The 21960-nt window shown below is 74.0% G+C and carries 21 protein-coding genes and 3 pseudogenes; 9 read left to right on the top strand and 15 right to left on the bottom strand.

Annotated features, from left to right (window positions below):
- Window positions 1-154: 154 nt before the first annotated feature.
- The gene (locus ACZ6EM_RS09615) at window positions 155-889 is read left to right on the top strand and encodes a GNAT family N-acetyltransferase (RefSeq protein WP_401054503.1); all 735 of its coding nucleotides are present in this window, start codon (window positions 155-157) and stop codon (window positions 887-889) included.
- Here the strand turns inward: ACZ6EM_RS09615 and ACZ6EM_RS09610 are convergent.
- The gene (locus tag ACZ6EM_RS09610) at window positions 879-1442 is read right to left on the bottom strand and encodes an ADP-ribosylglycohydrolase family protein (RefSeq protein ID WP_465772234.1); all 564 of its coding nucleotides are present in this window, start codon (window positions 1440-1442) and stop codon (window positions 879-881) included. The two genes, ACZ6EM_RS09615 and ACZ6EM_RS09610, sit on opposite strands and share 11 nt — an antisense overlap.
- 11 nt (window positions 1443-1453) lie before the next feature.
- Window positions 1454-1666 (bottom strand): annotated as a pseudogene (locus ACZ6EM_RS09605) (ADP-ribosylglycohydrolase family protein); the annotation flags it as partial.
- A gap of 112 nt (window positions 1667-1778) precedes the next feature.
- On the opposite strand from ACZ6EM_RS09605, the gene ACZ6EM_RS09600 reads away from it, so the two are divergent.
- Window positions 1779-2774: a hypothetical protein gene (locus tag ACZ6EM_RS09600; RefSeq protein ID WP_359902935.1), complete on the top strand. Its 996-nt coding sequence runs from the start codon at window positions 1779-1781 to the stop codon at window positions 2772-2774.
- 60 nt (window positions 2775-2834) lie between these two features.
- Here ACZ6EM_RS09600 and ACZ6EM_RS09595 read toward each other — a convergent pair whose 3' ends face one another.
- The 6 genes from ACZ6EM_RS09595 to ACZ6EM_RS09570 all read right to left on the bottom strand — a co-directional run bounded on the left by ACZ6EM_RS09595 (window position 2835) and on the right by ACZ6EM_RS09570 (window position 10882).
- The gene (locus ACZ6EM_RS09595) at window positions 2835-3386 is read right to left on the bottom strand and encodes a ribonuclease (RefSeq protein WP_452177192.1); all 552 of its coding nucleotides are present in this window, start codon (window positions 3384-3386) and stop codon (window positions 2835-2837) included.
- 248 nt (window positions 3387-3634) lie between these two features.
- The gene (ppdK, locus tag ACZ6EM_RS09590; protein ID WP_401049659.1) at window positions 3635-6343 is read right to left on the bottom strand and encodes a pyruvate, phosphate dikinase; all 2709 of its coding nucleotides are present in this window, start codon (window positions 6341-6343) and stop codon (window positions 3635-3637) included.
- A gap of 564 nt (window positions 6344-6907) precedes the next feature.
- Entirely contained in the window at window positions 6908-8077 is a 1170-nt protein-coding gene (dusB, locus tag ACZ6EM_RS09585) for a tRNA dihydrouridine synthase DusB (protein ID WP_465772175.1), read from the bottom strand.
- A 98-nt stretch (window positions 8078-8175) separates the two neighbouring features.
- On the bottom strand, window positions 8176-9033 hold the full coding sequence (locus ACZ6EM_RS09580) for a DUF4097 family beta strand repeat-containing protein (protein WP_465772174.1): 858 nt from the start codon (window positions 9031-9033) through the stop codon (window positions 8176-8178).
- Window positions 9034-9035: 2 nt separating this feature from the next.
- Window positions 9036-9680 carry a response regulator transcription factor gene (locus ACZ6EM_RS09575; RefSeq protein ID WP_359902950.1) on the bottom strand — a complete coding sequence of 215 codons (645 nt, stop codon included), beginning with the start codon at window positions 9678-9680 and terminating at the stop codon, window positions 9036-9038.
- Window positions 9668-10882, bottom strand: a complete 1215-nt coding sequence (locus tag ACZ6EM_RS09570) for a sensor histidine kinase (protein ID WP_401049665.1) — start codon at window positions 10880-10882, stop codon at window positions 9668-9670. Before ACZ6EM_RS09570 ends, ACZ6EM_RS09575 begins: the two co-directional genes overlap by 13 nt.
- Before the next feature lie 135 nt (window positions 10883-11017).
- Between ACZ6EM_RS09570 and ACZ6EM_RS09565 the strand changes: the two genes are divergently transcribed.
- Window positions 11018-11500: a hypothetical protein gene (locus ACZ6EM_RS09565; protein WP_401050903.1), complete on the top strand. Its 483-nt coding sequence runs from the start codon at window positions 11018-11020 to the stop codon at window positions 11498-11500.
- Entirely contained in the window at window positions 11497-11886 is a 390-nt protein-coding gene (locus tag ACZ6EM_RS09560; protein WP_401050900.1) for a hypothetical protein, read from the top strand. Before ACZ6EM_RS09565 ends, ACZ6EM_RS09560 begins: the two co-directional genes overlap by 4 nt.
- On the opposite strand, the gene ACZ6EM_RS09555 is transcribed toward ACZ6EM_RS09560, so the two are convergent.
- A complete protein-coding gene (locus ACZ6EM_RS09555) occupies window positions 11883-12767 on the bottom strand; it encodes a helix-turn-helix transcriptional regulator (protein WP_401050898.1) in 885 nt (294 codons plus the stop codon). The genes ACZ6EM_RS09560 and ACZ6EM_RS09555 overlap by 4 nt on opposite strands.
- Window positions 12768-12869: 102 nt before the next feature.
- Here ACZ6EM_RS09555 and ACZ6EM_RS09550 point away from each other — a divergent pair, with 102 nt between their 5' ends.
- Window positions 12870-14381, top strand: coding sequence for an MFS transporter (locus tag ACZ6EM_RS09550; RefSeq protein ID WP_465772173.1), 1512 nt, complete (start codon window positions 12870-12872; stop codon window positions 14379-14381).
- Window positions 14382-15136: 755 nt separating this feature from the next.
- Here the strand turns inward: ACZ6EM_RS09550 and ACZ6EM_RS09545 are convergent.
- On the bottom strand, window positions 15137-15733 hold the full coding sequence (locus ACZ6EM_RS09545) for an alpha/beta hydrolase (protein WP_465772172.1): 597 nt from the start codon (window positions 15731-15733) through the stop codon (window positions 15137-15139).
- Between the two features lie 296 nt (window positions 15734-16029).
- On the bottom strand, window positions 16030-16209 hold the full coding sequence (locus ACZ6EM_RS09540; protein WP_401049232.1) for a hypothetical protein: 180 nt from the start codon (window positions 16207-16209) through the stop codon (window positions 16030-16032).
- Between ACZ6EM_RS09540 and ACZ6EM_RS09535 the strand changes: the two are divergent.
- Window positions 16175-16468, top strand: a pseudogene (locus ACZ6EM_RS09535) (phosphatase PAP2 family protein); the annotation flags it as partial. The gene ACZ6EM_RS09540 and the pseudogene ACZ6EM_RS09535 sit on opposite strands and share 35 nt — an antisense overlap.
- A gap of 294 nt (window positions 16469-16762) precedes the next feature.
- Here the strand turns inward: ACZ6EM_RS09535 and ACZ6EM_RS09530 are convergent.
- Together ACZ6EM_RS09530 and ACZ6EM_RS09525 are read right to left on the bottom strand one after the other, a co-directional pair.
- Window positions 16763-17467 (bottom strand): response regulator, encoded by a 705-nt coding sequence (locus ACZ6EM_RS09530; RefSeq protein WP_465772171.1) that lies wholly within the window; start codon window positions 17465-17467, stop codon window positions 16763-16765.
- A 61-nt stretch (window positions 17468-17528) separates the two neighbouring features.
- The gene (locus tag ACZ6EM_RS09525) at window positions 17529-19112 is read right to left on the bottom strand and encodes a sensor histidine kinase (RefSeq protein WP_465772170.1); all 1584 of its coding nucleotides are present in this window, start codon (window positions 19110-19112) and stop codon (window positions 17529-17531) included.
- Window positions 19113-19183: 71 nt separating this feature from the next.
- Here ACZ6EM_RS09525 and ACZ6EM_RS09520 point away from each other — a divergent pair.
- The 3 genes and pseudogenes from ACZ6EM_RS09520 to ACZ6EM_RS09510 form a co-directional block, all read left to right on the top strand.
- A pseudogene (locus ACZ6EM_RS09520) lies at window positions 19184-19330 on the top strand (MarR family transcriptional regulator); the annotation flags it as partial.
- A gap of 267 nt (window positions 19331-19597) precedes the next feature.
- Window positions 19598-19825, top strand: a complete 228-nt coding sequence (locus tag ACZ6EM_RS09515; RefSeq protein ID WP_465772169.1) for a hypothetical protein — start codon at window positions 19598-19600, stop codon at window positions 19823-19825.
- 103 nt (window positions 19826-19928) lie between these two features.
- A complete protein-coding gene (locus ACZ6EM_RS09510; RefSeq protein WP_401049228.1) occupies window positions 19929-20162 on the top strand; it encodes a hypothetical protein in 234 nt (77 codons plus the stop codon).
- Between the two features lie 23 nt (window positions 20163-20185).
- Here the strand turns inward: ACZ6EM_RS09510 and ACZ6EM_RS09505 are convergent, their stop codons facing one another.
- A complete protein-coding gene (locus tag ACZ6EM_RS09505) occupies window positions 20186-21298 on the bottom strand; it encodes a serine hydrolase domain-containing protein (RefSeq protein ID WP_452178218.1) in 1113 nt (370 codons plus the stop codon).
- A 138-nt stretch (window positions 21299-21436) separates the two neighbouring features.
- A complete protein-coding gene (locus ACZ6EM_RS09500) occupies window positions 21437-21883 on the bottom strand; it encodes an Lrp/AsnC family transcriptional regulator (protein ID WP_359902968.1) in 447 nt (148 codons plus the stop codon).
- Window positions 21884-21960: the final 77 nt, after the last annotated feature.

Here is a 21960-nt window from a genome sequence, read left to right as displayed (position 1 = left end):
TTCCGGGCCGCCGCCCCCACCCCGTCCGACCGGACCTCCGGCGTGCGCGGGTACCCGGCCGGCGGACCCGGGCCCAGGCGTACCCAGCCCAGAGCACCCCGAGCCGTACCCCGGCGCGGGAGGCACCCTCCGACCGATGAAGGACCAAGGTTCCGTGCCCGTACCTGTCATCCTCACCGGCCGCACCGTGCGGCTGGAGCCCCTCGCCGCGCACCATGCCGAGGCCATCGCCGAGGCCGGCGCCGAGGACCGTACGACCTACGCCTTCACCCCCGTCCCGCACGGCCGGGAGGCCGCCCGCGACTACGTCGCGCGGGCGCTCGCCGACCAGGCCGCGGGCCGGTCACTGCCGTTCGCGACGGTGAACCTCGCCGACGGCCGGGTGGTCGGCTCCACCCGGTTCCTGGAACTCGACTACTGGCAGGGCCCGATGGTGTGGCCGCCCGTGCCCGGGGTCCCGTTCGGCGATCCGGCCACGGCCGTCCCGGACGCGGCCGAGATCGGCAACACCTGGCTCTCGCCGCGCGCCCAGGGCACCGGCATCAACACCGAGGCCAAGCTGCTGATGCTGCGCCACGCCTTCGAGACCTGGGGCGTGCAGCGGATCTCGCTGCGCGCGGACGCCCGCAACCTGCGCTCGCGCACCGCCATCGAACGGCTCGGCGCGACCTCCGAGGGCGTCCGCCGGGCGCACTCGCGCGGGCTGGACGGCGTGGTGCGCTCCACCGCGTTCTACTCGATCCTCGACGACGAGTGGCCGGCCGTCCGGGACATCATCGAGCTGCGGATCGCCGCCGCCACCTCGCCGAGCGCCCCGGATCCGGCGATCAACCAGGAGTGCCTTAGACAGGGCGGCAGCGGCGCCGGGCAGCTGATGATCACCGCCTGAGGCCGTCCCGGAACGGCTCGTGGCCGAAGACGGCCACCGGCAGGACGGCCGACAGCGCGTCGTGGTCGTCCCAGGCCCGGTGGCGTCCCGGGTGCGCCTCGACCAGGGCCTCCACCGGCCGCCAGCCACCCCGCACCCGGGCCACCCGGACCCGGTAGACCTCCGCGCCGTCCACGCCGCGGTACAGGTGCAACACACCCTCGGAGACGACCGGGACCCAGCGCTCGTCCGCGCCCCGGGCCCGCAGGCCGCGCCTGATCCGCTCCCAGTCGGCGTCCGACCAGAGCAGGTCGGGCACGGGGTGCGGGCGGGGCAGGCCGATCGGCGTCAGGTGCGGTTCGCCGGCCGCGCGGACGCCGCCCGGCTCCGGGAACGCCCAGTCGGGCAGCGGCTCGCAGGCGGCCAGCCAGGTCCGCGGGATGCCGCCGGTGCCGGTGTGCGCGGCCACCACCCCGCCGGTGATCGCCGCGACGGTGTCCATGTCGCCGCCGGCCGCGATCGCGTCCCACACGGCGGCGCGGTAGTCGGCCAGGTTCCGGGCGGCGCACCACAGCGCGTAAAGGTGTCGATCGCGCCGCGCTCGGTGTGCGCGGCGTGGACCGAGCAGGCCATCTCGGTGTCGTCGGTCCAGGGCCAGGGGCCGGGCGGTTCGGTGCGGGCGGCGAGGTGGGTCCGGGCGGTCTCCGGGACGAAGAACTGGGCTCCGAGGGCGTCGCCCGTGCGGAGGCCGAGGAGCGCGTCCAGCGCGGGGCCGGCGTGCGTGAATGGAATGGTCATATGGCATCCAGCTGAGCGGCTCGGCCGCCGTCGCGTCAACACCCGTGACCGCCGGCCCCACCGACGGGGGATGTTTCGCATACCTCCGATTCCGGCGGGCAGGCACCGGGGCATGACCCGCGCGAATCCCCTCGATCCGGTCGCCCTGCTCGGCGCCGACCAGCAGCACATCGCCACCCGCGCGCAGCTGCGCCGGCTCGGGGTGCCCTCCGGCACCATCGCCCACCGGCTGCGGCCGGGCGGGCCGTGGCAGCAGGTGCTGCCCCGGGTGATCTGCCTGCAGAGCGGAAGACTGACGTTCCATCAGAGGCTGCGGGCCGCCCTGGCGTACGCGACGCCGAAGGGACGCGAACCACGGACCGGGGAGGTGCTGCTGACCGGCCTGGCGGTCCTGGCCGAGGCCGGACTGCCGAGCGCCGGCCACCCGTCCGACCTGAACGCGGTCGACATCCTGATCCCCGGCCAACGACGGGTCGGGGACCGGGAGTTCGTCCGGATCCACCGAGCCTCCGGGGCGATGCCGGGCGGCTTCGAGCGCGCCGACGGACTGTGGAGCACCACGGTCGCCCGGGCCCTGGCGGACCTCGCGCCGAGGGAGACCGGGCAGCGCCGGTTCCGGGCGCTGTGCGCGGAGGCCGTCCAGCGGCGGCACTGCGAACTCGGCGAACTGCTCGACCAGTTGCTGTCCCGCCCGGGTGCGCTCGGGCTGCCCCAGGTGGCCGGGGTGGTGGAGGAGCTGACGGTCGGGGTGCGGTCGGTGGTGGAGGGCGAGGCCCGCGAACTGCTGGCGCACGCCGGGCTGCCGGACCCGCTGTGGAACCCGGTGCTCTTCCTGGACGGCCGCTTCCTCGCCGTCCCGGACGCCTACTGGCCGCACGCCTGCGTGGCCCTGGAGATCGACTCCCGCGCCTGGCACCTGCGCCCGGCCGAGCACGAACGGGGGCTGGCCCGCGCCAACCGCCTCACCGCCGCCGGCCTCCCGGTGGTGCGCACCACCCCGGCCCAGCTCCGCCGCGACCCGGCCCCGGTGCTCCACGAGCTGACGGCCCTGGTCACCACCGGCCCGCACGCACCGCACCCCCGGATCACCTGGCGGCGGGCGCGGTGAGGCGGGCCCGCGCGGTGAGGCGGGCCGCCGACGCGGTGCGGGCGGCCCGGCCGGCCCCGTTCAGCAGCGGGAGTCGATCTCCTGGAAGGTGGCGTAGTGGTCGGCGGACCAGTACTGCTCGCCGGAGTCGCCGGTCACCACCCGGCGGGTGCCGCGGTCGTTGGAGCCCGGGGTGACCACGGTGTACTCGTGGTAGTAGCCGCCGGTCTTCTTGGGGAGGCGGCTCTCCCGGTTCTCGAAGACGATGCCGTCGCGGTTGTACGGGTAGGGCCCGCCCTTGGCGATCAGACCGAGGGTGTCCTGGGCCTGGCCGGGGAGCTTGGTGCGGCAGACGTCGGCCATGGCCGGGTCGGTCGGGACCCAGGACCCGGCCGGGGCCGGGGTGCTGCCGGCGCCCCCGGCGGGCGGGGTCGGCTTGGGGGCCGAGGGCTTGGGCGCCGCGGACCCTGACGTCGTGGCACCGGTGCCGGCGGCCGCGCCGGCACTCCCGGTGGCGCTCGCGGCGGCCTTGGGGTGGCTGCTCCCCCGGTTGGCGAGGAGGTACCCGGCCCCGGCCAGGAGCGCCAGGATCAGCACGGCCACGACGACGAGCGGGTTTTTGCGGTTGGTCATGCGGTCCAGCTTGGCAGGCGGCCGGGCCGCTCCGGGGGAACCGCACACGTGGCCGCCGCCACACCGGCCGGCGCGGCGGCCCGGGCGCACAAAACGTACGGCCGGGCGGGAACGGACGCCGTTGTCCGTTCCCGCCCGGCCGTGTCACGTACGCCGGTTCTCCTGCGCCGAGCTCCGGTGTACGCCCTCCCGACGGGAGGGAGAGCGGTCAGTCGTACCCGCGCGTGCGGAGGGGATGCCTACCCTCCTCAGCGCGAGTCGCTGCCCGCCGACTCGATGGCGGCGCGGCCGGCCTCCAGGCGCGCCACCGGGATCCGGAAGGGGGAGCAGGAGACGTAGTCCAGCCCCACCTCGTGGAAGAAGTGGACCGAGTCCGGGTCGCCGCCGTGCTCGCCGCAGACGCCGAGCTTGAGGTCGGGGCGGGTGGCCCGGCCGGCCTCGACGGCGTGCTTGACCAGCGAGCCGACGCCGTCGCGGTCGATGGTCTCGAACGGGGAGACCCCGAAGATGCCCTTCTCCAGGTAGGCGGTGAAGAACGAGGCCTCCACGTCGTCCCGGGAGAAGCCCCAGACCGTCTGGGTCAGGTCGTTGGTGCCGAAGGAGAAGAACTCGGCGGCCTCGGCGATCTGCCCGGCGGTCACCGCGGCGCGCGGCAGCTCGATCATGGTGCCGAGCTTGATGTCCAGCTGGACTCCGGTGGACCGGGCGACCTCGGCGAGCACCCGCTCGCACTCGTCGCGGACCAGCTCCAGCTCCTGGACGGTGCCGACCAGCGGGATCATCACCTCGGGACGCGGGTCCGCCCCGGCCAGCTTGCGCTCGGCGGCGGCCTCGGCGATGGCCCGGACCTGCATGCCGAACAGGCCGGGGATGACCAGGCCGAGGCGCACACCGCGCAGGCCGAGCATCGGGTTCTGCTCGTGCAGCTTGTGCACCGCCTGGAGCAGGCGCAGGTCGTTCTCGTTCGGGTCCTTGCGGGCCTCGGCGAGGGCGACGCGCACCGACAGCTCGGTGATGTCCGGCAGGAACTCGTGCAGCGGCGGGTCGAGCAGGCGGACGGTGACGGGCAGGCCGTCCATCGCCTGGAAGAGCTCCAGGAAGTCGCCCTTCTGCAGCGGCAGCAGGGTGGAGAGCGCGGCCTCGCGGTCCTTGTCGTTGTCCGCCAGGATCAGGTGCTCGACCTCCTTGCGGCGCTCCTCACCGAGGAACATGTGCTCGGTGCGGCACAGGCCGATGCCCTGGGCGCCGTAGCGGCGGGCGCGCGAGCCGTCCTCGGCGTTGTCGGCGTTGGCGCGCACCGCGAGGCGGCGGCGGCCGTCGGCGTGGGACATCAGCCGGTGCACGGCCTGGACCAGACCGCCCTGGACGTCGGCGCCGGCGTGCAGGGTGCCCTCGAAGTACTCCACCACCGCGGAGGGGAGCACGGGTACCTCGCCGAGGTAGACCTTGCCGGTCGCGCCGTCGATCGAGACGACGTCGCCCTCCTCCAGCACCAGGCCGTCGGCGGTGGTCATCCGGCGGCGCTTGGTGTCGACCTCCAGCTCCTCGGCGCCGCAGACACAGGTCTTGCCCATGCCGCGGGCGACGACGGCGGCGTGCGAGGTCTTGCCGCCGCGCGAGGTGAGGATGCCCTCGGCGGCGATCATGCCGTCCAGGTCGTCCGGGTTGGTCTCGCGGCGGACCAGGATGACCTTCTCGCCGGAGCGGGACCACTTGACGGCGGTGTACGAGTCGAAGACGACCTTGCCGATCGCGGCGCCGGGCGAGGCGGCCAGGCCCCTGGCGATCTGCTGCGACTCGGAGTCGGGGGCGAAGCGGGGGAACATCAGCTGCGAGAGCTGGCCGCCGGTGACCCGCATCAGGGCCTCGTCCAGGTCGATCAGACCCTGGTCGACCAGCTGGACGGCGATCCGGAAGGCGGCAGCGGCGGTGCGCTTGCCCACGCGGGTCTGCAGCATCCAGAGCTTGCCGCGCTCGATGGTGAACTCGATGTCGCAGAGGTCGCGGTAGTGGTTCTCGAGCTTCTGCATGATCGCCATCAGCTCGTCGTACGACTTCTTGTCGAGCTTCTCCAGCTCGGAAAGCGGCAGGGTGTTGCGGATGCCGGCGACGACGTCCTCGCCCTGGGCGTTGGACAGGTAGTCGCCGTAGACGCCCTGGGTACCGGTGGAGGGGTCGCGGGTGAAGGCGACGCCGGTGCCGGAGTCCTCGCCGAGGTTGCCGAAGACCATGCTGCAGACGTTGACCGCGGTGCCCAGGTCGTTCGGGATGCGCTCCTGGCGGCGGTACAGCCGGGCGCGGTCGCCGTTCCAGGAGTGGAAGACGGCGTGGATCGCGAGGTCCATCTGCTCGCGCGGGTCCTGCGGGAAGGCCCGGCCGGTCTCGCGCTCGACGATGCCCTTGAACACCTCGACCAGGCCCCGGAGGTCGGCGGCGTCCAGGTCCAGGTCGTTGACGGTGCCCTTGGCGTGCTTGGCCTCGTCCAGGGCCTCCTCGAACAGCTCGCCGTCGACGCCCAGCACGGTCTTGCCGAACATCTGGACCAGGCGGCGGTAGGAGTCCCAGGCGAAGCGCTCGTTGCCGGACTGGGCGACGAGGCCGGCCACCGAGACGTCGGAGAGGCCGATGTTGAGGACGGTGTCCATCATGCCGGGCATGGAGAACTTCGCGCCGGAGCGCACCGAGACCAGGAGGGGGTTGTCGGCCTGGCCGAGCTTCTTGCCCATCCGCTCTTCGAGGGCGTCCAGGTGGGCGCTGATCTCCTCGTGCAGGGAGGACGGCTCGCTGCCGGTCTCCAGGAAGACCTTGCAGGCCTCGGTGGTGATGGTGAACCCCGGAGGGACGGGGAGGCCCAGGTTGGTCATCTCGGCCAGGTTCGCGCCCTTGCCGCCGAGAAGGTCCTTGAGGTCCTTGTTTCCTTCGGTGAAGGAGTAAACAAACTTCTGCTGGGACGGCACGGGTCGGTCTCCTCGTACGCGGTTGCCCTGACGCCGGAGAACATACCCATTTCGAAGGCACTTCTCTGCCCTGAATAGGCCACCCGAGGCTGGTACCCAGCGGTAACCCGCTAGATCGAAAGCACATAAAGGCGTTCACCTCTGTTGGTGAAATCGTCCGCCTGACGCGAGCAGGCATTCAACTCTTGAACACAAGCAAACCCGAAGATCGTACGATCCGGACGCACGGTAGCGACCGCGGGTCGATGGCGTTGCCCCGGCTTGATTTCCTGCACCCGGATCGCCCGATCACCGGCCGACCGACTTCGGGAAGCGATTCACAGCCGACCTGTCCATTTCGTCCACTGACCGGCCGTCAGCCCCCACCGCGTGTGGCAAGCGTCACCAGCGCATCTCACGGGTCGAACGTAGAGCGACTCCGCCGATCGTCGCACACCGTCCAGAAATGTGCTCTCTCCGTGACATTCGGACGACGAAAAGGAGCCCTCTTGTCCAGGATGGACAAGAGGGCTGCGACCTAGTGGCAGTCGGCCCCATGGGGCCATTTTTGCCGGTCCGTACAGATCATCCGCCAGAGGTGTCCGATTCGGCGTCCACGCCCGGTCGGGCGCAGTCATACGGATCGTCCAACCAGCCCTCCGGCAGGACCACCCGGTTGTTGCCGCTGGTCCGTCCGCGCGGGCCGTCCGCACCGTCCGGCCAGCCCTGGGACTGCTCCACCTGGGAGAGGGTTTCGGCCAGTTCGGCCAACGAGGAGGAGCCGGCCAGCTTCACCCGCAGCTCCGAGCCGACCGAGAAGCCCTTGGTGTACCAGGCGACGTGCTTGCGGAAGTCGATCACGCCGCGCGCCTCGTCGCCCAGCCACTCGCCGAGCAGTTGCGCGTGCCGCACCATCGCCGCGGCCACGTAGCCGAAGTCGGGGCGGGCGTAGTCCACGTCGCCCTCGAAGATCGCGACCAGGTCCCTGAACAGCCACGGCCGGCCCAGGCAGCCGCGGCCCACCACCACGCCGTCGCAGCCGGTCTCGCGCATCATCCGCAGCGCGTCGTCGGCCGACCAGATGTCGCCGTTGCCCAGCACCGGGATGTGCGCCGGGACGGACTCGCGCAGCCGGGCGATCGCCGACCAGTCGGCCGTCCCGCCGTAGTGCTGGGCGGCGGTGCGCCCGTGCAGGGCGATCGCCGCCACGCCCTCCTCCGCGCCGATCCGGCCGGCGTCCAGGTAGGTGAGGTGGTCGTCGTCGATGCCCTTGCGCATCTTCATGGTCACCGGCAGGTCGCCGGCGTTGGCGACGGCCTCGCGCAGGATCTCGCGCAGCAGGTTGCGCTTGTACGGCAGCGCCGAGCCGCCGCCCTTGCGGGTGACCTTGGGGACGGGGCAGCCGAAGTTGAGGTCGATGTGGTCGGCCAGGCCCTCGTCGGAGATCATCCGGGCGGCCTTGCCGACGGTCACCGGGTCCACCCCGTACAGCTGGATGGAGCGCGGCTTCTCGCTCGGGTCGAACGTGATCAGCTGCATGGTCTTGGCGTTGCGCTCGACCAGCGCCCGGGTGGTGATCATCTCCGAGACGTACAGGCCCCGGCCGCCGCTCTGCTCACGGCACAGGGTGCGGAACGGCGCGTTGGTGATGCCGGCCATCGGCGCCAGCACGACGGGCGGCCACACCCGGATCGGGCCGATGTCGAGCGGCGCGAACGCGGTGTCGGACGCGGTGGGTGCGGGCGTGGCTGTCATGCGCGGCTGACCTCGGGTGATGGGGACGGGACTCTCCATTGTCCCCCACCCGTCCGCCGCCCGGGTGAGCGGCCGCCACCCGCTCCGAGGCGCTCCCGCTACGGAGCCGACGGCGGCACCGACGGCGCCGCGGACTGCGCGGGCTCCGCCGGGTCCGCCGGTTCCGCGGGCTCCGGCGGCTCCGAGCTCGCCGGGACGACGGTGATCGACCCGGAGGTGACCGCGGCGTGCAGCCGGTTCGGGCTCGACGAGTCCACCAGCCCCGTGTCGATCCGGCCATTGCCGCTGCCGATCTCACTGGAGACCGCGTACCGGCTGCCCCCCGGCAGGGCCAGCTCCACCGAGCCGGAGGTGGCCGTGGCGTCCACCTCGCGCGGGGCCTTCGCGAAGCCCAGCTGCACCGAACCCGAGCCGACCCGCGCCGTCACCCGCCGGGTGCTCAGGTTGGTGCCCCGCACCTGACCGGAGGTGGCGTGCGCGGACACGTTCCCGGAGGTGTCGAACAGCACCAGCTGGCCGGAGGTCAGCTCCATCCGCACGTCCCCGCTCAGCCCCTCCACCTGGACGGAGCCGGAGCCCACCGAGCCGGACACCTCGGTCGCCGCCGGCACCTCCAGTTCGATCTCGGCGCCGCAGCCGACGTCCACGAACGGCAGGACCAGCCGACAGTGCATCCCGACCGTCAGCACGTCGCCGTCGAAGACGGTGGACACCACCGGTTTGCGCACCAGCCAGTCCAGGCTCTGCCGGACCACCACGTGGCCCTCCCGGCCGGCCCGCACCCTGACCGAGGCGTTGCCGGTCTCCAACTGGAGCCGGTGGATCGCCACGTCGTACGGTCGGCTGGTGCTGGTCCGCTGCTGCACCGCCATCGACCAGGTCTGCAGTCCGGCCCCCAGCATGACCAGCACGATCACGACCGTCCCGGTGACCCGCCAACCTTTCGTCCCCTTCACCGCTACCCGACCTCCAGGAAGCGCAGCACCGCCATCACCCGGCGGTGGCTGTCCGCGACCGGCGGCAGGTCGAGCTTGGTGAAGATCGAGTTGATGTGCTTGGCCACCGCACTGTCGCTGACCACCAGCGAGCCCGCGATCGCGGCGTTGGAACGGCCCTCCGCCATCAGGGCGAGCACGTCGCGCTCGCGCGGGGTCAGCTTCTCCAGCGGGTCCCGGTGGCGGCGCACCAGCAGCTGGGCGACCACCTCCGGGTCCAGCGCGGTGCCGCCCTCGGCGACCCGCTGGAGCGCGTCCACGAAGTCGTCGACATTGGCCACCCGCTGCTTGAGCAGGTAGCCGACGCCGCTGGTGTTGGTCGCCAGCAGGTCCGCGGCGTAGCGCTCCTCCACGAACTGGGAGAGCAGCAGGACGGCGGTGTCCGGCCACTGCCGGCGGATCACCATCGCCGCCTTCACCCCCTCGTCGCTGAAGCCCGGGGGCATCCGGACGTCGGCCACCACCACCTTCGGGCGGTGCTCCTCGACGGCGGCCAGCAGTTCGGTGGCGTCCCCGACGGCGGCCACGACCTCGAAGCCCACCGCCTCCAGGACCTTGACCAGGCCGACCCTCAGCAGGACCGAGTCCTCGGCGATCACAGCACGCACGGCAACTCCACGGTGATGGTGGTGGGGCCCCCGAGGGGGCTGAGAACGGACAGCGTGCCGTCGACCGAGGCGGCGCGCTTGCGCAGCCCGGTGAGCCCGGTGCCGCGCGAGGGGTCCGCGCCGCCGACGCCGTCGTCGCTGATGACCAGCCGCAGCCGGCCGCCGGCCGTCCGCACCGAGAGGTCGACCCGGTGGGCCCTGGCGTGCTTGGCCACGTTGGTGAGCGCCTCGGAGACGGTGAAGTAGGCGACCGCCTCCACGGTCGGGGCGACCTGCTCGGAGAGTGCCACGTCCAGGCGCACCGGCAGCGGGGCGCGGGCGGCGATGCCGGACAGCGCCGCGTCCAGGCCGCGGTCCTCCAGGACGGCCGGGTGCAGGCCGCGGACCAGGTCGCGCAGCTCGTCGATGGCCGCCTGGGCCTCCTCGTGCGCGTCGACGATCACCTGCATCACCTCGGGCGGCACGTCCTTGAGGGTGCGCCGGGCCAGGCCCAGGTTCATCGCGAGGGAGGTGAGCCGCTGCTGGGCGCCGTCGTGCAGGTCCCGCTCGATGCGGCGGCGCTCGGCGTCCACCGCGTCGACCAGCCCGGCCCGGCTCTCGGCGATCTCCTCGACCCGCCGCTCCAGCGCCTCCGCCCGGTCCGGGCCGAGCAGCCGCCGGGCCACCCACACCTCCAGCCGGGCCAGCTGGGTGCCCGCCGGCGGGAGGACCGCCAGCAGCAGCAACCCACCGAGGGTGACCAGGACGTCCTCCCCGGCCAGGCCGGAGCGCACCGCCGTGCCGGCGGGCAGCAGCCACATCCAGCCGTACACGGTGGCCAGCACCACGGCGGCCGCCCAGGCGTACAGCACCGCCAACGCGCCCGCCGCCAGCAGCGGACCGGCCACCAGGTGGTGGAGGGCCTGGCGCCAGGTCATCCCCAGCAGCCAGGCCTGACGCCCCGTCGGCGGGCGCAGCGGCGGCACCTCCACCCCGTGCAGGGCGCGCAGCCGGCCGCGTTGGAGGGCGGTCAGCGGGCGGGCGCAGAGCAGGACGGCGGCGAGCACCGGGAAGAGCAGCGTCGACTCGGTGACGGCCAGCCAGACCGGCAGCGCCATGGGTATTCCGGCGGCGGTGAAGCGGACGTCCCGCCAGACCTCGGGCGACCACGGTGGGCGCCGGAGGCTCCTGACGAGCGCTCGGCGCAACGTGGTGGAGGACATGCCGAACAGCGTAGGGCCCGATGATCACGGGCCGCCATGAAGGGGGGTGCCGGGTGGGGGTGTAGCTGGATACACCCCCGATTCGGTGTGGAGCACCACCGACAGGACCGGGGTCCCGGCGGAAGGCTTGAGGGCATGACGAGCACCGCATCGCACTCCGCCACTGCGCCGAACGGGCGGCCCGGTCCCGGAGGTGCCTCCGCAGCGCCGGAGGGGGCGCTGCCGGCCGGGGCCGGGCCCTGGTCGGTCCGCAGCGCCGGGTCCGGCCGCGGCCGGGCCGCGCTGGAGCTGTACCAGTACGGGGAGTTGACCGACGTCCTGGTCGCCGCCCGGCTCACCCCGCACCTGCTGCGCGGGGCCCGGCACTGCCCGTCCACCGGGCGGAACCGGTACGTGCTGGCCTGGGGCCGGCTGGCGGCCGACGGCGTCGCACCCGCGGTGGTGTTCACCGGGCGGCGGCCGTTCCGCCGGGCGCGGTCGACGGCCGAGGTGGCCGTGGTGGCCGACCGGTTCTGGATCGCCTGGGCCGAGGGCCCGTTCGACGCGGTGCGGGTCGAACACTCGGCGGGCGGGACGGCCGAGCGGCTGCCGCTGGAGCGGGTGCGGGGCATCGCATGAGTACCGCCGTCCTCTCCGTCCGCCCCACCTCCTCGTACGCCCCGCCCGCGCGCCTCGGCCGGCTCCCGGTCATGGCCGCGGTCGCGCTGCTGCCCTGGCTGGCGGTCCTCGCCGTCTGCCACGAGACCCCCTGGGTCGTGCTCGACCTCACCGAGTTCGCCGCCCTGCTCTCGCTGGACGCGCTGCTGCGCCGGCGCAGCCCCGCCGCGCTCTGGGCCGGCGCGGCGGTGGCCCTGCTGCTCGCCGGGGACGCCCTGGCCGACATCGCCTGCGCCGGGCCGGGCCTCCCGATGCTCGCCGCGCTGGTCATGGCCACCTGCATCGAACTGCCGCTCGCCGTGGTGTGCCTGTGGCTCGGCCGGGACGCGGCACTGCGGACCGCCTAGGGCGTCGGCAGCTCGTCCATCAGCGCGCGGGTCCCGTCGTCCAGCGGGGTGTACGTGATCATCCGTGTCCCCAGCTGCGGACTGAGCCAGAAGTTGGTGTACTCGCAGCGCAACAGCCCGACCCCCGGCACCTGGAACCGCTTGATCCCGTTGCCCGGCCGCATCACGTCGTGCCGCTGCCAGAGCTCCGCGAAGTCCGGCGAGGCCTTGAGCACCCGGGCCACCAGCGCCTTCCAGGCCGGCTCCGAGCTGTGGTCGGCCATCGCCGAGCGGAACCGGGCCACCATGCCGAGGCGCTCGGTGCGGTAGTCGATCAGCACGTCGCGGAACTGCGAGGGCGTGAACGCCATCCACATCAGGTTCCGGTCCTCCGGGGCCAGCCGGTCGAGGTCACCGACGATCGCGGTGTACTGGGCGTTGTGCGCCAGCACGTCGTAGCGGGAGTTGAGCACCACCGCCGGGTACGGCGCCAGCCGCTCCAGCAGCAGCCGCACGCTCGGGGTCACCGAGGGGCACTCCCTCACCGGCACCGGGTCGTCCGTGCCGGCCAGGGTGAACAGGTGGGCCCGCTCGCTCGGGTCCAGCAGCAGCGCCCGGGCCACCGAGTCCAGCACCTGGGTGGACACCTGGATGTCCCGCCCCTGCTCCAACCACGTGTACCAGGTCACCCCGACCGCGGCGAGCTGCGCGACCTCCTCCCGGCGCAGCCCCGGCGTCCGGCGGCGCCCGGTCATCGGCAGGCCCACCTGCTCGGGCGTCAGGCGCTCGCGGCGGCTGCGCAGGAACGCGGCCAGCTCGTGCCGGCGGGCTTCGTCGGGAGTGGCCGGGCGCGGACCGGCCGAACCGGTGCGGGCTTGCGCGGGAGGTGTGGCGAGGCTCATGCTCCCCAGCATGCGACAGCAGTCAGCCTGTTGCCAGGTACTTCTTATACCCGGATAACCACACTCTGGTACCAGGGTACGACCCGGCGGATCGTAGGACCCGTGACCCGACAACTCGCCGCCGCCCCCGCATCGAGCCGCACCGCCACCCCCGCCACCACCCCCGGCACCGCGGCCGCCCGTACCTCCGCCCCAGGACCGGACGGCCCCGCCACCACTCCCACCGGCCCCGCCGCCACCCTCGGCACCGCCGGGCTGGTCACCGTCCTGCTCGGCGCCTTCCTGCCGATGCTCGACTTCTTCATCGTCAACGTCGCCCTGCCCACCATCGACCACGACCTGGCCGCCGGGCCCGCCGTCCTCGAACTGGTCGCCGCCGGCTACGGCATCGCCTTCGCCGTGCTGCTCGTCCTCGGCGGACGCCTCGGCGACAACTACGGCCGCCGCCGGCTCTTCGTCGTCGGCGCCGTCGCCTTCGCCCTCACCTCACTGGCCTGCGGCCTCGCCCCCGGCGCGTGGTCCCTGGTCGCCGCCCGGGCCGCCCAGGGCGCCTCGGCCGCACTGCTGATCCCGCAGGTGCTCGGCACCATCACCGCCGCCACCGAGGGCGCCCGGCGCGGCCGCGCGCTCAGCGTCTACGGCGCGGTCGGTGGGATCTCGGTGGTGATCGGGCAGGTGCTCGGCGGCATGCTGGTCGCCGCCGACCTGTTCGGCACCGGCTGGCGCTCGGTGTTCCTGCTGAACGTGCCGTTCGCGCTGCTCGCCGTGGTGCTCGCGGTCCGCTACGTCCCGGAGAACAGGGCCGCCACGGCCGCCCGGGTCGACGTCCCCGGCACCGTCCTGCTCACCGCCACGCTGCTCTCCCTGCTCATCCCGCTGATGGAGGGCCGTGCCGCCGGCTGGCCGCTCTGGTCCTGGGTGCTGCTGGCCCTGTTCCCCGTCCTCGCCGTCGCTTTCGGTACCGTCGAACGCCGCGCCGAGCGGCGCGGGGACACCCCGCTGGTGCCGCCGTCCCTGCTGCGCATCCCGGAGATGCGACGCGGCCTCGGCATCGCGCTCCCCTACTTCGCGGGCTTCGGCGGCTTCATGTTCGTCATCGCGGTCGCCCTCCAACAGGGCCTCGGGCTCGGCCCGGTCGCGGCCGGCTGGGCGCTCGTCCCGATGGCCGTCGGCTACTTCTGCGCCTCGCTGGCCGGCCCGCGGCTGATCGGCCGCTGGGGCAGCCGGGTGCTCAGCGCCGGTGCCGTCGTCCAGGCCACCGGCCTCGCCACCCTCGCCCTGACCGTCCTGGCCGACTGGTCGCACTTCTCCCCGCTGCGGATGGCCCCGGGCGTCGCCCTCGCCGGCATCGGGCAGGGCCTGATCGGCACCCCGCTGTTCCGGGTCGTCCTCTCCACGGTGCCCGCCGCCCGGGCCGGCGTCGGCAGCGGCGTCCTCGCCACCGGGCAGCAGTCCAGCCTCGCCCTCGGCGTCGCCACCCTCGGCACCCTCTACCTCTCCCTCTCCCCCGTCCTCGGCATGGACCGCGCCCTCGCCCTGTGCCTGGGCATCCAGTTCCTCGGCTCCTTCACCATCCTCTACCTGACCACCCGTCTCCCCCGCTCCATCGGCTGAACCCCGGCCTGCGGGGCCACCCTGGCCCCGGCGACGGCGACGGCGACGGCGAAACGGCCCCGCGATCGGTATCACCGGCCGCGGGGCCGTCGGCGCTCCCGGGCCGGCCCGGCCGGGGGCATCGCCCAGTCGCTGCTCGTCACCTGCTGGCACGTCGGCATCGCCACCGGCGGCCTGGCCGGCGGCCTCCTCCTCGACCACGTCCGCCCGACCGCCCTGCCCTGGTCCGCCCTCGCGCTGCTGGCCGTCCGCCCGGCCGCCACCCTCGTGGCCGCGCCGCACGCCCGCCGTGCCGTGGGGCCCACGACAGCCGGAGTCCCCGTTCGCCGACGCCCTGCTCACCATGCGGGAGGAGGACCGTTGATCCACCTCGACTCCTGCGCGCTCCTCACGCTCCTGATCCCTGAGAACGAATCCACCGCTCCGCGCGCATTCCTCTCCTCGCACGGCTCCGCGAGCCGTGCGACCGGCGCGCCGGCCAGGTCGAGGCACCACCCGCACTGATCCGGGTCGGCGCACCACGGGACGTGCCGGACACGCCGGCCGACCTGCTCGACCGGCTGCTCCGCGTCCGGCGCTCCGATGCCGTGCCCGGGGCCGCCTGCCGGACCCCCGACCGGCAGTTCGGTCGCCTCGACGCCGTCGCCTCGGCTCAATGCCGGGTCGGCCAACCGCCTCCCGATGAGCGGGCGTCCGGGAGCACCGACCGCGTCGGGCCTCCCGGACGTGTCGGGACCGACCGCTCCGAAGGCGGGCTACCGTCCCGCGTCCAGGGCCGCGACGAAGCGGTCCAGCCGGGAGGTGACCTGCCGCAGGGCGTCGATCGAACCCACGGGGTCGTCGGGCAGTTCGAGGCCGTGGTCGGCGGCGGGCAGTTCGAGGACCTCGTGGCCGGTCGCGTCGGCGGTCGGGCGGCTCCACAGCCTGTCGGCGGCGCCGCCGACGAGCAGGGTCGGCGCCCCGGTGCGGTGGAGAGCACGGACCACGTGGTCGACGGTCAGGACCGGGGTCAGCCAGGCCGCCGGGAGGTCCCGGTCGGCGGCGACCGAAGCGGCGAAGGAGCCGAGGGACTTGCCGACGACCAGGCGGCAGGCGCCGTGCTCGGCGTCGACGGCCCGGGCGGCCTGCCGCTCGACCCAGGCGATCCGCTCCTTGGGCTCGAACTCGCTGAACCCGTCGGGAAGTTGCCACCACAGTTCCTGGACGGTCCAACCGTGCCGGAGGAGCACCGCGCGGGCGAAGTGGAGGAGGGGTCTGGCGGGTGTGTACCCGACACCGGGGAGGACGAGCGCGACGCGGTCGGGGGCACCCCCGAAGCGGGTGGGGACGGCCGGCGGGGACGGATTCGGCATGGGCGCAGACTACGTGGCCGGCGCGTGTGACGTGCTGTCAACCCTGACCATCGTCAGGGGCGCCGCTTGACTTTCGGGTCGGGTGGAAAGGGCTCTTCGGCTTCTACCGTCCGGACCATGACGTACACGGACAGGAATGCGAGGAAGGCCGGCGCGACAAGGGGCGCGGCCAGGCCCAGGCCCGTCCTCGCCGCGGCCATGCTCGGCGCGGGGGCCGGGGCGGTGGCATGGCTGGCGCCGGAGCGGGGCGGCGGGGCGGGGCCGGCTCGGGTGTCGGCCGGGTGGTCGGCCGACGGCTACCGGCGGACGGTGGAGGCCGTCAACGATGCCCCGCATGCGGTGGCCTCGCTGTCGGGGCCGGCCACCGAGGTCGGGCTGCTGGTGCTGGGGCTGCTGCTGGCGTTCTGCTGGTGGACGGCCCGGGCCCGGCGGGCCGCCGGGGTGGTCGCGGGGGTGGCGCTGGTCGGGCTCGGCACGGTGCTGGCCTACGGGGCGAGCGAGGTGCTGAAGGTGCTCCTCGACGAGGAGCGGCCCTGCCGGGCGCTGGCCGGGTTGCCGGGCACGGCGGTCGCCGAGTGTCCACCACCGGGGGACTGGTCGTTCCCCAGCAACCACGCCACCCTGGCGGTCGCGCTGGCGACGGGGCTGGTGCTGCTGCGTCCGCGCTGGGCACTGCTGGTCATACCCGTCGGCGGTGCCACGACCGCACTGCGGGTGGCGGCCGGGGTGCACTACCCGCACGACGTGCTCGCCGGTGCCGCGCTCGGCGCCACGGTCACGGCGGCCGCGGTCCTCACCCTGCGGCCGGCGGCCACCACCGCCGTGACGGCCCTGACCGGGGTGCCGGTCCTCGGGCGGCTGTTGTCGGCACCGTCGACACCGTCGACACCGAACCGGGGCACGGCACCGGACCGGGGCACGGCACCGGACCGGGGCACGGCACCGGACCGGGGCACGGCACCGGACCGGGGCACGGCACCGGACCGGGGCACGGCACCGGACTGGGGCACGGCACCGGGCGCGGCGGGCTCAGTCCCGCGGGCCGCCCGCGCAGGTCGCGCCGAGGGTCAGCCCGGCCTCGTGGGCGAGGACGGCGGCGGCCGCCCGGTTGGCCACACCCAGCCTCGCCAGGATGGAGCTCACATGGGCCTTCACGGTTCCTTCCACCACCCCCAGCCGACGGGCGATCTGACCGTTGGACAGCCCGGCGGCGATCAGCGTCAGCACGTCCCGTTCCCGGCTGGTCAGGGCGGCCACCTGTTCCCGGGCGCCGGCACGCCGGTCGGCGGGGCGGCCGGCCCCGGTGGCGGCCAGGTGGGCGACCACCCGGGCGGCCACCTTGGGTGAGAGGTAGGCCGCCCCTGCCGCCACCGCGTGCACCCCGGCGAGCAGTTCCTCGGGCTCGCCGGACTTGATCAGGAAACCGTTCGCACCGCCGCTGAGCGCGCGCAGGATGTAGTCGTCCTCACCGAAGGTGGTCAGCATGAGTACTCCGGTGGCCAGGCCGTTCCGACGGATCTCGGCAGCCGCCGTGATGCCGTCCGTCCCGGGCATCCGGATGTCCAGCACGGCGACGTCGGGCCGGTGGCGCCGGACCAGTTCGACGACCTCCCGGCCGTCCCCGGTCTCGGCGACGATCTCGATGCCCGGGTCGGTGGTGAGCACGGCGCGCAGTCCCGCGCGGATCATGGGCTCGTCGTCGGCGAGCAGCACCCGGATCGGTGCGGTGGTCATCGGCGGCTCCTGTCGGTCGCTCGGTACGGAGGTGGTGCGGGGAAGGAGGTCGTACGGGAGGTCAGGAGACGAGCACATCACGCGAGACCAGCCGGGAGTCCCGGAAGCAGAGCCGGTAGGCGTCGCCGGCCCGGTCCACGAACAGCTGGGCGGTGATGGCGTAGTACGTGCACGAGACCCCCTCTCCCGCCGGCGGTGCCGGCGTCGACGGCCCGCTCGGCGGGCGGTACGGCAGCCGGTGGCCCGGCAGCAGCCGCTCGACCGAGGCCTGCTCCTGCCCCACCTGGAGGGAGGCGAAGACCCCCGGGTCCAGCACCGACAGGCTGACCACGTAGAGCGTCCATACTCGCAGCGCCACGGTGAGCAGCACGGCCGTCGTCAGCGGGACGAGCACCACGGCGGCCAGCGTCCGGCCCACCCTGCGCCGTGCCTGCCGCAGTTCGCGGACCGGCGACGGCGGAGCGGGGGGCAGCGGCGGGACGGGCCCGGCGGCACGGCGCGGCAGGTCGGCCACGACCTCGAACCCGCCGTCCGCGCGGGCCCCGTGGGCAAGGGTGCCGCCCGCGAGCCGGACCCGCTCAGCCAGCCCGACCAGGCCGCGACCGCCGGTGGGCGGCGCGGCGGGCACGGCGGCGGAAGCTGCGGTGGGGGTGCCGGTGGACGCTCCGGTGGGCGTTGCGCCGCGCGCGGTTGACGCGGGTGCCGGCGACGCCGCACCGAGGGCGGCGGGCGCGGGTACGGGCACAGTCGCGGGTACGCGCACAGTCGCGGGCGCGGGCACAGTCGCGGGCGCGGGCACAGTCGCGGGCGCGGGGCCGTTGGCCACCCGCAGGCGGACGCCGTCGTCCGAGTACGCCACCTCCACGGTGACGGACGCTCGCGGTGCGTGCTTGGCGGCATTGGTCATGGCCTCCTGCACCACCCGGTACGCGGCGTGCTCGGTGGCGCGCGGGAGCCCGTCCGGCTCCCCGCTGATCTCCGAGCGGACGTCCAGTCCGGCGGCGGCCGCCTCGGCGACGAGCTGCGGGATGTCCGCGTCGGCCGGCCCGTGGGCCGTGGGAGTGCCGCCCTCCCCCTCGTCGCCGTCGCGCAGGATGCCGATCACCTCGCCGAGCCGGTCGACGGCGGCGGCCGCACCCGCCCGGATCTCCTGGACGGCCTCCCGGTGGGGCGGGGCCAGGCCGGGGGCGAGCTTGAGGGCCCCGGCGCGCAGGGCGATCAGACTGAGGTCGTGCCCGAGGGCGTCGTGCATGTCCTGGGCGATCCGGGCCCGTTCGCGCAACCGGGCCTGCTCCGCGACGAGTTGCCGCTCGCGCTCCAGCCGCTCGGCCCGCTCCCACCCGGCCCGCACGAGCTCCTGCGACTGCCGCCAGAACCGGCCCAGCAGCCACGGGCCCATCCCGGTGCTCACGGCGAGCGCGACGAACCGCAGGCCCAGAACGATCCAGGAGGGCACCGAGCCGACCACCAGCACCCCGGCCGCCACCAGGACGCCGAACACCACCGCCGCCGGCCGTACCCGCTCCATCCGCAGCCCGGCCAGGAAGGAGACCCCGATCGCGGGCAGCGCCCACCAGAGGCTCGTGACACCCAGCCCGATACACACCACCACCACCACGGGCAGCGCCGCCCCACTCATCCGCATGCCCACGACCCTACGAAAGCCGTTGCTGCGGCGGATCTGTCGAAAGTCATGCCCGAGCCGCCCCGCGCACGGTGGTCCAGGGCCTCCTGGACCAGCTGCTGGAGCCGCTCGGCGGTCAGGACAGCCCCCGCGCACGGGAGTTCACCCGCGAACTGACCGCCCTGCTCGACGCACCTCTTGATCCGCTGCACGCCGAGAACGACGAGGAGCCGACATGACCAGCACCGCCACCGCCACCGCCACGCCCGCCGAACCCTCCGCGGCCGACGGGCCCGCCGCACCCACCCCGTCAACGGCCGGGTCATCGCCCTGGCCCACTACGCGGCGCGCGCCCTCCTGGAGGACGTGCTGGACCGCCACGGAGCCACCTTCCACCAGAGCGTGACGCTCCGGGTCGTCGCGGTCGAAGGCGGCTCCGTCGCCCGGGACGCGCTCGTCCGCGAGTCACCGGTTCGCCGAAGGCCGACGAGTCCCTGGTCCACGGCGTGATCGGGGAACTGACGGCCGCCGGCCTGTCGGAGCAGGACCCGGCGGAGTCCTCCCGGCTGCGCCTCACGGCGGCCGGCCGCGGACTGTACGAGCGCACCACCGCCGAGTCCGCCGGGATCACCGCGCGGCTGTACGCCGGGATGCCCACCGAGGACCTCGCCGTCGCGGGCCGCGTCCTGGCGCGGGTCACGGAGCGCGCGAACGCCGAGCCCGCCCGCACCTGAGGCCCCGCACGGCCGTACGGCGAATTCGGACGATTCGAGTGCGGCCGTCGAACGTCCGTGAGATAAAAGTCAGACGCACTCGAACCGGGGGAACGGTGACGTCATGGCTCTCGTCCTGGTGTTCCTGCTCGTGCTCGTCGGCACGGTCGTCGGTGCCACGGTCTTCCTGGTGCTCCGGGAACGCGCTCGCCGGCACCAGTTCGACGACGCCGAGGGCCTGCTGATCGAACAGCAGCGGACCGCCCAGGCCACGCGCATGCGGGCGACGTACTCCAGCATCTCGGTCCACCACGGCACCGGCGTGATCGGCGACGAGGGGAACCACTACCGCTCCTGACGGCTCGCGGCCCGGCGGCCGGCTCAGCGGCACAGGGCGGCGTCCACCACGTCCTCCAGGTGCCGGGTGACGGCGTAGTCGGCCGGAATGGTGGTCACCGCGATGTTCACGGCGCGCCCGTCGTCGGTGGCGCCGCCCCGGGTCTCGTAGCCCGGAATGTCGCCGCCGTGCCCCCAGTAGACCCCGCCGCAGGAGAGCGGCCGGCTGAAGACGCCCAGCCCGGAGCCCATGCCGCTGTCCCCGACCGGGACGGTGGTGCGCATCTGGGCGAGCTGGGCGGCGGGCAGCAGGCGGTCCGGGACCAGCAGTTCGGTGAAGAAGCGGTCGAGGTCCGCGTTGGTGGAGATCATCTGCCCGGCCGCCCAGCCCGCCGACGGGTCCAGCTCGGTGAAGTCGGTCAGCGGCCCGTCGGCGGAGTCCTTGCGGTACCCCTTGGGGTGGGCTTCCCGGATGGTCCGGTCGCCGGCGGCCGGGAAGTAGGTGTGCCGCAGCCCGATGCGCCGGACGATCCGCCGGTCGATCTCCTCGGCGAGCGGCCGGCCGGTCACCCGCTGGACGATCAGTCCGGCCAGCACGTAGTTGGTGCTGCTGTAGCCGAACTTCTCCCCGGGCGCGGAGACGGGCTTCTGCCCGAGGGCGAGGTCCAGCAGCTCCCGGGGCTCGAAGTACCGGTGCCGGAGGGAGGCTTCGTCCAGCAGCCCCTCGTAGTCGGGCAGGCCGCTGGTGTGCTGGAGGAGCTGCCGGACGGTGATGCCGCGTCCGTCCCCTCCCTCGCCGCGGACCAGTCCGGGGAGGTAGGTGTCGACGAAGGCGTCGAGGTCGACCTTCCCCTCCCCCACCAGCTGGAGCACGGCGACGGCGGTGAAGGTCTTGGTGTTGCTGCCGATCCGCACCTGCCCGTCGACGGGGACCTTCGCGCCGGTGGCCAGGTCCCCCACCCCTGCCGTGTAGTCGCGGGTCCGGCCCCGCCCGTCCCGGACGGTCGCGAGCGCGGCGGGCACCCCGTCCGTCCGCACCAGCGCGTTCAGGCCCTGCTGCACGACGTCCGGCGGGGCAGCGGCGGACGCGGCCGACGCCGCGGGCGGTGTCAGCGCCCCGACGGCCGCGGCGGTCGAGAGGGCGAGGGCGAGTGCCATGTGGCGGACACGCGAAGGACGCACGGGTCAACTCCTGTGGGATCGTGGGGATCGGGAACCGCTCCCGGTCACGATCGCCAGTCTGGCCGCGCGGCGGATGGCCGGCCTCCCCCGATCGAGGGAGCACCTCCGCCGGCGTCAGGGCCGGCCGGGTCCCCGCAGGGGCAGTGTCCGGCTGTAGACGACGCTCGTGGTGGTGCTGCCGAAGCCGGCCAGCTCGTCCACCAGGGTTTCCAGGTGTTCCATGGACGTCGCCGCCACCTTCAGGGTGTAGCAGTCGTCGCCGGTGGTGCGCAGGCACTCCAGGATCTCCCGCCGCTCGTCGAGCAGCCGCCGCAGCGGCTCGTGCCGGTTGCCCGGGTACTTCAGCCGGACGACGGCGAGCACCGGGTAGCCGACCTTCGCCAGGTCCACCGTCGCGCGGTAGCCGGTGATGACGCCCAGCGACTCCAAGTTCCGCACCCGTTCCGTGGTCGCCGACGCGCTCAGCGACACCCGCCGTCCCAGCTCGCTGAGCGAGATGCGGGCCTCCCGTTGCAGCTGCTCGATGATCGCCCAGTCGGTGTCGTCAAGATTCACGGCCATGACGCGAATCTACCGGGAGAACCACGGCGATCCGCCGGTCACAGCGGGAGAACCCCGTTCCGTCCGCCATGATCGCG

The sequence above is a fragment of the Kitasatospora sp. NPDC041917 genome, from assembly GCF_055589745.1.
Note: the sequence above shows the minus strand (reverse complement) of the source record. Positions and strands in the feature narration are given on the sequence as shown.